At 72.8% G+C, this 12949-nt stretch carries 13 protein-coding genes; 12 read left to right on the plus strand and 1 reads right to left on the minus strand.

Translation table 11 applies throughout. The features are described from left to right. Positions 1 to 133 precede the first annotated feature (133 nt). Genes ACOJV9_RS00470 through ACOJV9_RS00490 form a run of 5 tightly spaced genes read left to right on the plus strand, consistent with a single transcriptional unit; the run spans position 134 to position 5033 of the window. On the plus strand, positions 134 to 376 hold the full coding sequence (locus ACOJV9_RS00470; RefSeq protein WP_420183216.1) for a hypothetical protein: 243 nt from the start codon (positions 134 to 136) through the stop codon (positions 374 to 376). Further along, positions 373 to 1551: a PGAP1-like alpha/beta domain-containing protein gene (locus tag ACOJV9_RS00475; protein ID WP_420183217.1), complete on the plus strand. Its 1179-nt coding sequence runs from the start codon at positions 373 to 375 to the stop codon at positions 1549 to 1551. Before ACOJV9_RS00470 ends, ACOJV9_RS00475 begins: the two co-directional genes overlap by 4 nt. Continuing rightward, the gene (locus ACOJV9_RS00480) at positions 1548 to 2006 is read left to right on the plus strand and encodes a DUF3817 domain-containing protein (RefSeq protein WP_420183218.1); all 459 of its coding nucleotides are present in this window, start codon (positions 1548 to 1550) and stop codon (positions 2004 to 2006) included. The genes ACOJV9_RS00475 and ACOJV9_RS00480 overlap by 4 nt, the downstream gene beginning before the upstream one ends. Next, entirely contained in the window at positions 2006 to 3775 is a 1770-nt protein-coding gene (gene menD / locus ACOJV9_RS00485) for a 2-succinyl-5-enolpyruvyl-6-hydroxy-3-cyclohexene-1-carboxylic-acid synthase (protein ID WP_420183219.1), read from the plus strand. The genes ACOJV9_RS00480 and menD overlap by 1 nt, the downstream gene beginning before the upstream one ends. A gap of 25 nt (positions 3776 to 3800) precedes the next feature. After that, a complete protein-coding gene (locus tag ACOJV9_RS00490) occupies positions 3801 to 5033 on the plus strand; it encodes a geranylgeranyl reductase family protein (RefSeq protein ID WP_420183220.1) in 1233 nt (410 codons plus the stop codon). 251 nt (positions 5034 to 5284) lie between these two features. Here the strand turns inward: ACOJV9_RS00490 and ACOJV9_RS00495 are convergent, their stop codons facing one another. After that, positions 5285 to 6580 (minus strand): isochorismate synthase, encoded by a 1296-nt coding sequence (locus ACOJV9_RS00495; RefSeq protein ID WP_420183221.1) that lies wholly within the window; start codon positions 6578 to 6580, stop codon positions 5285 to 5287. Between the two features lie 63 nt (positions 6581 to 6643). Here ACOJV9_RS00495 and ACOJV9_RS00500 point away from each other — a divergent pair, with 63 nt between their 5' ends. From ACOJV9_RS00500 to nuoE, 7 genes are all read left to right on the plus strand, one after another. Next, positions 6644 to 7339, plus strand: a complete 696-nt coding sequence (locus tag ACOJV9_RS00500; RefSeq protein WP_420183222.1) for a demethylmenaquinone methyltransferase — start codon at positions 6644 to 6646, stop codon at positions 7337 to 7339. 106 nt (positions 7340 to 7445) lie between these two features. After that, entirely contained in the window at positions 7446 to 8756 is a 1311-nt protein-coding gene (locus tag ACOJV9_RS00505) for an NAD(P)/FAD-dependent oxidoreductase (protein ID WP_420183223.1), read from the plus strand. Then, on the plus strand, positions 8753 to 9115 hold the full coding sequence (locus ACOJV9_RS00510; RefSeq protein WP_420183224.1) for an NADH-quinone oxidoreductase subunit A: 363 nt from the start codon (positions 8753 to 8755) through the stop codon (positions 9113 to 9115). Before ACOJV9_RS00505 ends, ACOJV9_RS00510 begins: the two co-directional genes overlap by 4 nt. 74 nt (positions 9116 to 9189) lie before the next feature. Next, on the plus strand, positions 9190 to 9786 hold the full coding sequence (locus tag ACOJV9_RS00515; RefSeq protein WP_420183225.1) for a NuoB/complex I 20 kDa subunit family protein: 597 nt from the start codon (positions 9190 to 9192) through the stop codon (positions 9784 to 9786). Continuing rightward, positions 9783 to 10619 (plus strand): NADH-quinone oxidoreductase subunit C, encoded by an 837-nt coding sequence (locus ACOJV9_RS00520; protein WP_420183226.1) that lies wholly within the window; start codon positions 9783 to 9785, stop codon positions 10617 to 10619. Before ACOJV9_RS00515 ends, ACOJV9_RS00520 begins: the two co-directional genes overlap by 4 nt. Then, positions 10619 to 12031: an NADH-quinone oxidoreductase subunit D gene (locus ACOJV9_RS00525; RefSeq protein ID WP_420183227.1), complete on the plus strand. Its 1413-nt coding sequence runs from the start codon at positions 10619 to 10621 to the stop codon at positions 12029 to 12031. The genes ACOJV9_RS00520 and ACOJV9_RS00525 overlap by 1 nt, the downstream gene beginning before the upstream one ends. Next, positions 12031 to 12945: an NADH-quinone oxidoreductase subunit NuoE gene (nuoE, locus tag ACOJV9_RS00530; RefSeq protein ID WP_420183228.1), complete on the plus strand. Its 915-nt coding sequence runs from the start codon at positions 12031 to 12033 to the stop codon at positions 12943 to 12945. Before ACOJV9_RS00525 ends, nuoE begins: the two co-directional genes overlap by 1 nt. The last annotated feature ends 4 nt before the right edge of the window (positions 12946 to 12949 follow it).

A 12949-nucleotide genomic window follows, 5' to 3' on the forward strand; every position in this document is an offset into this window, starting at 1 on the left:
GCCGCCCGCTCGTCCGTCCCGACCGCGCGCGGGGCGGTGCCACCCGTCCACAGGACGCCCTGCCCCCGGCCGGCGCTCCACAGGTCGGCGCCGAGGGGTCGACGGGCGGGAACGGCTGGAGTGGGGTGGGTCCATGAGTGATGCGACGGAGCTGAGGCGCAGGGCGGGTCGCTGGCGGCAGCTGGCCGAGGTGACCCGAGGTGAGGTCGTGCTGCTGAGACGGGTGCGCGAGATCGCGTGGCGGGGGAGCTCCGCCGCCGCCTTCAGGGACGTGCTGGGGCGCCGTGTCGAGGAGCTGGTGGAGCTCGCGGAGCGTGAGGACTCGGTCGCCGACCTGCTCGACCGGGTGGCGGCGGCGGTGGAGCAGGCGGCGTGAGCGACCTCGAGGTCACGGGTGGGGCGGGCGGGCTCGAGGTCGCGGTCGAGGAGCTGCGCCGGGCGGCGGCCGGGCTCCGTCGGAGCGCGGCAGTGGTCGAGGACGAGCTGGGCCCCGACTGGGAGGTGGCGTCGTGGCTGCTGCTGCGTGCGCCTCCGGGACTGGAGGCTCAGCTGGCGCGGGCGTGGTCCGAGTCGGGGGAGCTGCGACGACGGGTGTGGGCTGCCGTGGTCCGGCTGCGTGAGCTCGCGGAGTCCACGAGGCGCGCCGCCGACTCCTACGAGTCCGCCGAGGAGCGCAACCGGGCCCTCGTCGATGCGGTGCACGAGCAGGCCATGGTGGTCGCCCTGCTCGTCACGGCGGCGACGGGGCGGGCCTTCGGGCTGCTCGACGAGGGGAGGGGCTGGGACGTGCTCGTGACGCCGGCCGACCCGGTCGTGGAGGTGGTCCCGGTGCCCACCTCCGCCGAGTCGCTGCTCGCCGGCGTCGAGTCGCTCGGCTCCGAGGGCCGCGTCCGGGTGGTCGAGCTGCCTGCGTCCGACGGCACGACGACGTGGGTGGTCCAGGTCCCGGGCACCCACGGGTCGTGGTTCGAGGGCGGGACCGTCCCGATGGACTGGCCGGCCAACGTCTCGCTCATGCTCGCGGCCACGAGCGCCTCCTCGGTCGCTGCCGCCACGGCGCTCGACCGGGCGCAGGGCGGGCGGGCGCGACCGGGTGACCGCGTGGTCCTCGTCGGGCACAGCCAGGGCGGGATCGTCGCCGCGGCGCTCGCGGCCGACCCGGGGTTCCGCCGGCGCCACCGCGTGACGCACGTCGTCGCGGCCGGGTCGCCCATCGACCAGTTCCCCGTCCCGGCGACGACCGAGGTCCTGTCGCTGCAGCACCGGAACGACCCCGTGCACGTGCTGGACGTGTCGCCGCCGCCCGACCGAGCGTCGTGGACCACGGTGCTGGCCACGCCGGTCGGCGCTGCGCCGGCACGTCGTCGCCCGCTCGCTGCGCACGAGCTCTCGGGGTACCGCGCCACCGCGGCGGCGGCCGATCGCTCGAGCGACGTGTCGTTGCAACGGTGGCGGACCGGTCTGGCGCCGGCGCTGGAGGCTCGAGCGGGCTCGGCGCCGGTGGTGCATGAGTTCCGTTCGGAACGGCGGTGGCAGAATCGCGACTCGTGACCCCCCAGCTCCTGTTCCGCCGTGTCGCCGTCGCCGAGGCCATCACCTGGGCGCTGCTGCTCGCCGGCATGTTCCTCAAGTACGTCACCGAGACCACCGACCTCGGGGTGCGGATCTTCGGGATGGTGCACGGGGTCGTCTTTCTCGCCTACGGCCTCGTCGCCCTCGTCACCTGGGTCAACCAGAGGTGGCCGCTCGGGGTGGGTCTGCTCGCGGTGCTCAGCGCGGTCCCGCCGTTCGCGACGGTCCTCTTCGACCGTCGGGCAGAGGCGTCCGGGCTGCTGGCGGGTCCGTGGCGGTTCGGCTCCGGTGGCGAGTCGCCGCGCTCCCTCCCGGAGAAGGTCGTGGCCTGGCTCACCCGCCAGCCCGCGCTCGCCGCCGTCGTCGGGGTCGTCGCCGTGGCCGCGCTGACGGGCCTTGCCCTCGTCGTCGGCCCGCCCGCCTCGGGCAGCTGATGAACCCCTCCACCGCGCTCGCCACCGTCCTCGTCGACGAGCTGGTCCGTGGTGGTGTCCGCGACGTCGTCCTCTCACCGGGGTCACGCTCCGCCCCCTTGGCGTATGCCGTCCAGCAGGCCGAGCGCGCCGGTCGCCTCCGCCTCCACGTCCGGGTCGACGAGCGCACCGCCGGCTTCCTCGCGCTCGGCCTCGCGAAGGGTTCCAGCACACCAGTTCCTGTCATCACGACGTCGGGGACGGCGGTCGCGAACCTGCATCCCGCGGTGCTCGAGGCGCACCACACCGGGGTGCCGCTGCTCGTCCTCTCGGCCGACCGCCCGCACGAGCTGCGGGGGACCGGGGCCAACCAGACGACGACCCAGCCCGGCATCTTCGGGTCCGCGGTGCGCTGGTCGGCGGACCTCCCGGCGCCGGAGTCGGTCGAGTCCGTGGGCGCCGTCCACCGGACGACGGTCTGCCGGGCCCTCGCCGCCGCGACCGGCGCGATGCTGGGCGGGCCGCGCCGAGGTGCCGGTGGCCCGGTCCACCTCGACGTCGCCTTCCGCGACCCCCTCACCCCCGACTTCTTGCGAGTACGGGTCACCCCGGATCCCGGACCCGACGGTGAGGTGCTCCCTCGCGACCATGGGTCGGGGCTCGAGGGCCGGGCCGATGGCGGCCCCTGGGTCCGGCTCCCGTCGTCCCGCGGCTTCTCGCACGATCGCGTCCCACCCGTGCCGCGAACCCTCGTCGTCATCGGTGACCTCGGGACGTCCCCGGTCCGCTCCCACCAGGTCCTCGACTGGGCTCGGGCGCACTCCTTCCCCGTCGTGGCCGAGCCGATGGGCAGCCACGACCGGACGCAGGTCGTTCCGCACGGCCCACTGCTGCTCTCGCACACCGACTGGCTCCGCGCGCACCTGCCCGACAGGGTGGTCGTGGCCGGACGCGTCACGCTCTCGCGCGACGTGGCGTCGTTGCTGCGCACCAAGGACGTCGAGGTCCACGTCCATCCCGCCGGCCCGGACTGGGCGGATCCCGGCCACGTGGTGTCGCGGGTGGGGGAGCTGACCGAGCTGTCGGGTCCCGTCGACGTGTCCTACATCGCCGAAGAGGCGTGGGCGGCGTCATGGCGCGACGCCACAACCGCTCTGGCGCAGGCGACTCGTGACGCCCCGGCAGCCTGGGGGACCGGTCTCGCGGTCGGCGGCGTCGTGGGGGAGGCGCTCCCTGACGGGGCGCAGCTCTTCGTCGGGTCCTCGAACCCGGTGCGCGACCTCGACCTCGGCATGGCGCCGCGCAGTGACCGTTTGTCGGTCGTGGCCAACCGCGGACTGGCCGGCATCGACGGGTGCCTCTCCACGGCGATCGGCTTGGCGCTCACCACCAGTGCCCCCAGCTATGCCTGGGTCGGCGACCTCACCTTCCTTCACGACTCCAACGCGCTCGCGATCGGCCCCGACGAGCCCCGCCCGGACCTGACGATCCTCGTGACCAACGACGGCGGCGGTGGGATCTTCCGCACGCTGGAGCACGGGGCCCCCGAGCGCAGCGCCGACTTCGGCCGCATCTTCGGTACGCCGACGGGGACCGACCTCGGGGCACTGTGCCGAGCACACGGCATACGGCACGTGCTGGCGCAGACGCGTGACGCGGCAGCCGAGGCGCTGTCCGCGACTCCCGCCGGCATCACCGTCGTCGAGGTGCCGGTCGACCCCGCGTCGCACCGCGAGGCCCATGCCGAGCTGCGGCGCCTGGCCCGCGAGGCGCTGGCGATTTCGGGCTGACAGGACGGCTTGCGAGAATGGCCGGGTGACCACCACCCCGCAGCGCACGGACGTCCTCGTCGTCGGAGCCGGCCCGGCCGGTTCGGCGGCCGCAGCCTGGGCGGCGCGCGCCGGGCGCGACGTCGTCCTCGCCGACGCGGCCGTCTTCCCGCGCGACAAGACGTGCGGTGACGGGCTCACCCCGCGCGCCATCGGCGAGCTGGAGCGCCTCGGTCTCGAGGACTGGGTGCGGGCCCACACGGTGAACAAGGGGCTGCGCGCGCACGGCTTCGGCCAGACGCTGCTGCTCGAGTGGCCCGGCGGCTCGCTGCCCGACTACGGCTCGGCCGTGACGCGCACCGAGCTCGACGACCATCTCCGCACGACTGCGCTGAAGTCCGGCGCGGTCGGCGTCGAGGGCGCCAAGGCGGTCGACGCGCGGATCGAGGGTGGGCGCGTGCGCGCGGTGACGTTCCAGCGCGACGGCGAGACCTTCGAGATCGAGTGCGAGCGGCTTCTCGTCGCCGACGGCGTCCGCTCCCCGCTCGGCAAGGTGCTCGGCCGCGTGTGGCACAAGGACACCGTGTATGCCGTCGCCGGCCGCTGCTACATCGACTCCTCGATGTCCGATGACCCGTGGATCAGCAGCCACCTCGAGCTGCGCGGCGAGACCGGCGAGATCCTGTCGGGATACGGCTGGATCTTCCCGCTCGGTGGCGGCCAGGTGAACGTCGGCGCCGGCACGCTGGCGACGACCAAGCGCCCCGCCGAGGTGGCGATCAAGCCGCTCATGGCGCACTACGTCGAGCAGCGTCGGGCGGAGTTCGGCCTCAGCGGCGAGGCGCGGATGCCCACGAGTGCCCTGCTGCCGATGGGCGGGGCGGTGAGCAACATCGCCGGCCCCAACTGGGCGCTCATCGGTGACGCCGCCGCCTGCGTCAACCCGCTCAACGGTGAGGGCATCGACTACGGGCTCGAGGGCGGCCGGCTCGTCGTCGACCTGCTCGACACCGACCTGTCGCTCACGTGGCCGGCGCTGCTGCAGGAGCACTACGGCGAGGCGTTCTCGATCGCCCGCCGGCTGGCCGGTGTGGTCACCGTGCCGCGGGTGCTGCCGGCGCTCGGCCCGGCCGGGATGCGCTCGGACTGGCTCATGACGCTGGCGCTGCGCTGGATGGGCAACCTCGTCACCGACGAGGACCGCGACCGCGCCGCTCGCGTGTGGCGCTGGGCCGGACGCCAGTCCGTCCGGCTCGAGCACCGCCCACCCTTCACCTGATGACGCGAGTGGCGTCGGGCACCGGTGGTCCCGCGTCGACGGTGCGCCGAGCCTGACTCTCCCGCTCAGCCCTCCGGCCCTCGAAGCGGTAGGTGGTGCGCACGTCGCGCGGCAAAGCCGGCGAGGGCAGGTTCGGACCGTGCTCAGCATTGGGGAACACCGTGCCTTTGCCGCGCGTGGTGACAGGTCCGGCGTCTCCCCGACGCTTCCGGCTGCCCCTCCACGTCGTCCTGCGGCCTTGCGGCCTGGTCTCAGGCGGGGGCGGTGAGGGCGTCGCGCATGGGGATGAGCTTGGCGTCGGACTCGGCCACCTCGGCCTCGGGCACCGAGCCGGCAACGATCCCGCACCCGGCATAGAGCGACATGGCGTGGTCGTCGTCCGGGCTCACCGCGCCGCACCGCAGCGCGATGCCCCACTCGCCGTCTCCGCTCGCGTCCATCCACCCCACGGGTCCGGCGTAGCGGCCCCGGTCCATGTGCTCGAGCTCGCGGAGAAGGACGTCGGCGGCGGCGGTCGGCGTGCCGCACACGGCCGCGCTGGGGTGCAGCGAGGCGGCGAGGGCCAGCGACGACGTCGCGTCGGTCAGCACGCCGGCCACGTCGGTCGCGAGGTGCATGACGTTGGACAGGTGCAGGACGAAGGGCGCCTCGGGCACGTTCATCGACGAGCAGTGCGGCGCCAGCGCGTCGGCCACCGAACGCACGGCGTACTCGTGCTCCTCGAGGTCCTTCGACGAGCGGGCCAGCGACGCCGCCAGGGCGAGGTCGTGCTCGTCGTCCCCGGTCCGGCGGATCGTGCCGGCGAGCACCCGTGAGGTGACGAGCCCCTTCTCACGGCGCACGAGCATCTCCGGCGTCGCCCCGACGAGGCCGTCGACGGCGAAGACCCAGGTCGACCCATAGCTCTCGGCCAGGCGGGCCAGCAGCCAGCGGACGTCGATCGGCTCGGCCGAGCGGACGTCGAGGTCGCGGGCGAGCACCACCTTGTCGAGCGTCCCGGCCTGGATCCGACGGACGGCCTCGCCGACGGCGCCGGCGAACTCGGTCGGCGACAGCGACCCGTCCGCGAAGGTCACGTCTCCGGGTGCCTCGACCGGAGAGCCGGACACGGGCTCCGCGACGACGGGCAGGCCGTCGGTCGACGTCGTCGTCACCCACCACCGCTCGCCGCGGCGGCCGACGACGACCTCGGGCACGACCAGCGTGGCACCGGCAGGTGACTCGGCGGCATACGAGACGGAGCCGAAGGCGACCGGTCCGGTGCCGGGCAGGTCCACCTCGTCGCGCACGACCGCGGACCCCGCGACCGAGCGCCACCACGACTCGAGGACCTCGAACCGGTCCGGGCCACCGGCCGAGACCGAGGCGGTCCGCCCCCAGCCGACGAGGCCGTCACCACGTCGCACCCACGACGTCGTGTCGCGCGCCGTCGTCGCGGGCAGGAAGGCCAGCAGCGCCGCGCCGTCCGCGGGGGAGAGCGGCACGGTACGGGTGACGAGGGGCGCGTGCGGCGCGGTGTCCGGGTCGGACGTGGGCAGGGACGTCATCACGCACGAGCGTAACGCCGAGGGCCGGCGGGGCTCGTACGGGCGCGGTGAGAGGATGACGACATGAGCCGCGCCTCCCTCGACAAGCAGCCCCGCGACGTCGCCGCGATGTTCGACGACGTCGCCGAGAGGTACGACGTGACCAACGACGTGCTGTCCCTCGGGCAGGACCGGCTGTGGCGCCGCGCCGTCGTCAAGGCCCTCGACGCGCAGCCCGGCGAGCGGGTCCTCGACATCGCCGCGGGCACCGGCACCTCGAGCGAGCCCTTCGCGGACACGGGCGTCCACGTCGTCCCCGCCGACTTCTCGCTCGGCATGCTGCGGGTCGGCAAGAAGCGCCGGGAGGACCTCGGCTTCACGGCGGCCGACGCCATGCGCCTGCCCTTCGCCGACGGCTCCTTCGACGCGGTGACGATGTCGTTCGGCCTGCGCAACGTCGCCGACATGGACGCCGCTCTGCGCGAGTTCGCCCGGGTCACCAAGCCGGGCGGGCGGCTCGTCGTGTGCGAGTTCAGCCAGCCGGTCAACGGCGCGTTCCGCAAGGTCTACTCGGAGTACCTCATGGAGGCGCTCCCCCGTGTCGCCCGCCGGGTGAGCTCCAACCCCGAGTCCTACGTCTACCTCGCCGAGTCGATCCAGGCCTGGCCCGCCCAGAAGGCGCTCGCGACCCGGGTCGCCGCGGCCGGCTGGGCCCAGGTCGAGTGGCGCAACCTGTCCGGTGGGATCGTCGCGCTGCACCGGGCTGTCAGGCTCGCCTGAGCTCACCCTGGCCCCAGCTCCCGGAGGTTAGGACCCCCTTAGTGCCTGCGCCCGATTCCGGTGCATAGAGTGGTCCGGTGTTCGTGAAGACATTCACAAGCAAGGTGTGTCGTTGATCCTCGCCACTGATGCCGCTGGCCACGCCAGCGCCGCCCGCGCCCTCGAGAGCGCGGACGTCGTCGTCATCGGAGCCGGCCCGGCCGGTTCCGCCGCTGCCGCACACCTCGCGGCGGCCGGGCTCGACGTGCTCGTCCTCGAGCGCACCTCCGGCACCACCCGTTCCGGCACCGCCGCCCTGACGCCTCGGGCCGTCGCCGAGCTCCGTGCGCTGGGCCTCGGCGAGGCCGACACCGCCACGTGGCACGCCACGACCGGTGTCCGTTTCGTCGGTGGCGGCATGCGCCTCGCCCTGGCCTGGCCCGACGCCGCCCGCCGTCCCGGGCTCGGACTCGCCTGCGCGCAGTCGACGCTGGACGACACCCTCCTCTCGTATGCCGTCGCGCGCGGCGCCCGCGTCCGGCGCGCCACCGAGGTCACCGGGCTCACGACCGACGCGCAGGGCCGGGCGACCGGCGTCACCGCCCACGACCTCGACGGTGCGCACCACCGGACGGGAACCGGCCTCACCGTGCGGGCGTCCGTCGTGCTCGACGCCTCCGGGGTCGCCGCCGGCCAGCCGTCCGGCGTCGCCGTCAGCGCCGACTTCGAGAGTCCCCGCCACGAGGACGACCACCTCGAGTCGTGGCTCTCGCTGTCCGGGGCCGACGGCACGTCACTGCCCGGCCACGGCTGGATCCTCGGCCGTGGGGACGGACACGTCACCGTCGGCGTGGGCGCCCTCGCCGCGGACACCACAGCGACCGCGGACCGCTGCGCCGGGGTCCTCGAGCAGTGGCTCACCGCCCTGCCCACCGACTGGCAGCTGAGTGAGGGCACCAGGACCGCGCCGGTCGTCGGCACGCGCCTCGCCACCGTCCCGACCCACCGCGCCGCGACGAACGGCGCCGTCCTCCGCATCGGTGACGCCGCCGGCGCCGCCCACCCCGTCACCGGCGAGGGGCTCACCGGCGCCCTCGTGTCGGCCCGGGTCGCCGCCACCGTCGTCACCGAAGCCCTGGTCCACGAGGGTGCCGCCGAGCGCGAGGGCGCGCTCACGGCATACGCCTCGCGGTTGGACGAGGCACTGGGCCACCACGACCGGGTCGGACGCGTCGCGGCCCGTCTGCTCGACCGCCCCACCGTCGCGCGGCTGGCCACCACCTACGCCCTCCCGCGCGAGGCGCTCATGAAGCACGTCCTGCGCCACGTCACCCCGACCGGGACTCCGGTTGAGACCTGCGTCACGCACCCTACGATGGTCAGCGTCACCCGAGCCGCCGCACACCCAGGCACCGAAAGGGGAGTTGAGCAGCGATGAGCAACCCCTACGTCCCGATCCTCTTCCTCCTCGGTCTCGGCTTCGTCTTCGCCGTCGGCTCGGTGGGCACCAGCCTCGTCGTCGGGCCGAAGCGCTACAACCGCGCGAAGTCCGAGCCGTACGAGTGCGGCATCCAGCCGACGCCGCGCGCCGAGGGCGGCGGTCGCGTGCCGATCAAGTACTTCCTCACGGCGATGCTCTTCATCATCTTCGACATCGAGTCAGTGTTCCTCTACCCGTTCGCGGTGGCCTTCGACCAGCTGGGCCTGTTCGCGCTCGTCGAGATGGTGCTCTTCATCATCACCGTCTTCGTCGCGTACGCGTACGTCTGGAAGCGCGGTGGTCTCGAGTGGGACTGACGCGTATGCCGTGTGCCCGGTTGGCCTATGCGCCAGCCGTTCTGCTGTCTGAACCGATCGGAAGGGGTCTCTAGATGGGACTCGAGGAGAAGCTGCCCGCAGGGTTCGTGCTGACGACGCTCGAGAACGTCGTCGGCTACATGCGCAAGGCGTCGATCTGGCCCGCGACGTTCGGCCTCGCCTGCTGCGCCATCGAGATGATGGCCGTCGGCACGCCGGACTACGACATCGCCCGCTTCGGCATGGAGCGCTTCTCGGCGACCCCGCGCCAGGCGGACCTCATGATCGTCGCCGGACGCGTCTCCAACAAGATGGCTCCGGTCGTGCGGCAGGTCTACGACCAGATGCCGAACCCCAAGTGGGTCATCGCCATGGGCGTGTGCGCCAGCTCCGGCGGCATGTTCAACAACTACGCGATCGTGCAGGGCGTCGACCACATCGTGCCGGTCGACATCTACCTGCCCGGCTGTCCGCCCCGCCCGGAGATGCTGCTCAACGCGATCATCGAGCTGCACGACCAGATCCAGAACTCCAAGCTCGGGGTCAACCGCGTCGCCGCCGCCCGTGCCGCCGAGGAGGCCGCCCTGCGCGCCACCCCGACGCACCTCATGCCGGCCACCCACGACCACGGCGAGCTCACCGCGACGCCGGGGAAGAGCCTCCTCGCATGAGCGACAACACCATCAAGGACGGCGCGGCCAAGGGCGGCGAGCCCACGGCCCCCACCGCGCCCGCGGGGCCCGAGCCGACGCCCGAGCCCACGCCCGTCGTCGAGAAGACCTCGGACGCCCACGCGACCGACCTCGACCTCACCAAGGCGCAGGCCACGGGGAACACCGACCCGGTCCGCATCGGCGAGCGACGCGGCATGTTCGGCGCCAAGCGCGGCACCGACACCTCCGGCTACGGCGGGCTGCGCACGCCGATCCTCTTCCCCGGAGGATCCGAGAAGCCCTACGGCAGCTACTACGACGAGCTGACCGGCACCCTGGAGACCGCCCTCGACGGTGCCGGCGAGTCCAGCTTCGGCGAGGCGGTCGAGCGGGTCGTCGTCGACCGCGGCGAGCTGACGCTGCACATCGCCCGCGAGGCCCTCCCGACCGTGGCGCGCGCCCTGCGCGACGACCCGGCGCTGCGCTTCGAGATCTGCACCGGTGTCTCCGGCGTGCACTACCCGGACCTCACCGGTCGCGAGCTGCACGCCGTCTACCACCTGCTCTCGATCACCCACAACCGGCGCGTGCGCCTCGAGGTGAGCGTGCCGGACGCCGATGCGCGCATTCCCTCGGTGGTCGACACCTGGCCGGCGGCGGACTGGCACGAGCGCGAGACCTGGGACATGTTCGGCATCGTCTTCGAGGGGCACCCGTCCCTCACCCGGATCCTCATGCCGGACGACTGGCCGGGGCACCCCCAGCGCAAGGACTACCCGCTGGGTGGCATCCCGGTGGAGTACAAGGGCGGGACCGTCCCCCCGCCCGACGAGCGGAGGTCGTACAGCTGATGACCACTCACGAAGAGACCGTCTACGAAGACGTCGCTGCCGACGAGCAGGACCCGGTCCACACCGGGTCCCACGTCGAGACCGACCCCTACGCCACGTCCGGCTCCGACCGGGAGGAGGGCGCCCGGGTGCTCAACGCCTCCGGAGGCGACTGGGCCGACCTCGTCGACGAGGCGACCTCCCTCAACGAGGAGCGGGTCGTCATCAACATGGGTCCGCAGCACCCGTCGACTCACGGCGTGCTCCGCCTCATCCTCGAGCTCGACGGCGAGACGGTGACCGAGGCCCGCGCGGGCATCGGCTACCTCCACACCGGCATCGAGAAGAACATGGAGTACCGCACCTGGGTGCAGGGCGTGACGTTCTGCACGCGCATGGACTACCTCACGCCGATGTTCCAGGAGACGACCTACTGCCTGGGCATCGAGCGGCTCCTCGGCATCGAGGACCAGATCCCCGAGCGCGCGAGCGTCATCCGCGTCCTCATGATGGAGCTCACCCGGATCAGCTCCCACCTCATCTGCCTCGGCACCGGTGGCATGGAGCTCGGCGCGACGACCGTCATGACCGTCGGCTTCCGTGAGCGCGAGCGCATCCTGCGCATCCTCGAAGCCGTGACCGGCCTGCGCATGAACAACGCCTACATCCGCCCCGGCGGCGTGGCGCAGGACCTTCCGCACGGCTGCCTCGACCTCGTCAACGACACGGTCGGCGAGCTGCGCGACGGCATCCACGAGCTCGAGCTGCTCCTCGTCGAGAACCCGATCCTCAAGGGCCGCACCAAGGACGTCGGCTACCTCGACCTCGCCGGCTGCATGGCGCTCGGCATCACCGGGCCGATCCTGCGCTCCACCGGGCTGCCCCACGACCTGCGCAAGAGCCAGCCCTACTGCGGCTACGAGACCTACGACTTCGAGGTCATCACCCGCACCGGCGCCGACGCCTACGACCGCCTCCGCATCCGCCTCGACGAGATGTACGAGTCGCTGAAGATCATCGAGCAGTGCGTCGAGCGCCTCAAGAAGGTCACCGGCCCGGTCATGGTCGAGGACAAGAAGATCGCGTGGCCGGCGCAGCTGTCCGTCGGCAGCGACGGCCAGGGCAACAGCCTCGACCACATCCGCGAGATCATGGGCACCTCGATGGAGTCGCTCATCCACCACTTCAAGCTCGTCACCGAGGGCTTCCGGGTGCCGGCCGGCCAGGCGTACGTGCCGATCGAGTCGCCCAAGGGTGAGCTGGGCGCACACGTCGTCTCCGACGGCGGGACCCGACCGTTCCGGGCGCACTTCCGGGACCCGAGCTTCAACAACCTGCAGGCCGTGGCCGCGCTGTCCGAAGGCGGCCAGGTCGCCGACGTCATCGTCGCCGTGGCCTCGATCGACCCCGTCATGGGAGGCGTGGACCGCTGATGGAGCACTACGGATTGCAGACCGCGGCCGGTCACCTCACGGTGCCGGCGGAGTCGAAGGAGCCGTATGCCGCGGAGCAGCTCGCGCAGCTGCACGCGGACGCCGTGCAGGTCATCGCCCGCTACCCGCAGAAGCGCTCGGCGCTGCTGCCGCTGCTGCACCTCGTGCAGTCGGTGGACGGCTACATCACCGGTCGGGGCATCGACTTCTGCGCCGAGGTCCTCGACCTGACCCGCGCCGAGGTCTCCGGTGTGGCGACCTTCTACACCCAGTACAAGCGCCACCCCAACGGCGAGTACACCGTCGGGGTCTGCACCAACACGCTCTGCGCGATCATGGGTGGCGACGAGATCTGGGAGTCGGTCTCCGAGCACCTCGGCATCGGCCACGACGAGACCACGGCCGACGGCAAGGTCACCCTCGAGCGCATCGAGTGCAACGCGGCGTGCGACTACGCCCCGGTCGTCATGGCCAACTGGGAGTTCTTCGACAACCAGACGCCCGAGTCGACGAACCAGCTCGTCGACGACCTGCGGTCCGGTGCTCCCGTGAAGCCCACGCGCGGCCCGAACTCGGTCTGCACCTTCAAGCAGATGTCGCGCGTCCTGGCGGGCTTCCCCGACGGCCGCGCCGACGAGGGTGTCGGCGCCGGGCCCGCGTCCCTGCGCGGCCTCACCGTCGCCCACGACAACAACTGGACCGCCCCCGCCGGCGGCAACGCCGACGAGGGTGCCGGCTCGGGCGACGCGGACGCCGACACCGAGGCCAGCGCCGGTGGCGAGGCGCTCGACGGCAAGGCCGCCGGGCGGCACACCTCGGTCAACACGCCGACCAACGAACCCGACGAGAAGCCCGGCGGCAAGGCCGCCAAGGACTCCCGCAAGGCCGACGCACCCAAGGAAGAGGGGAAGTGACCGC

Source organism: Knoellia terrae (assembly GCF_048606435.1).
GTDB classification, from domain to species: Bacteria; Actinomycetota; Actinomycetes; order Actinomycetales; family Dermatophilaceae; genus Knoellia; species Knoellia terrae.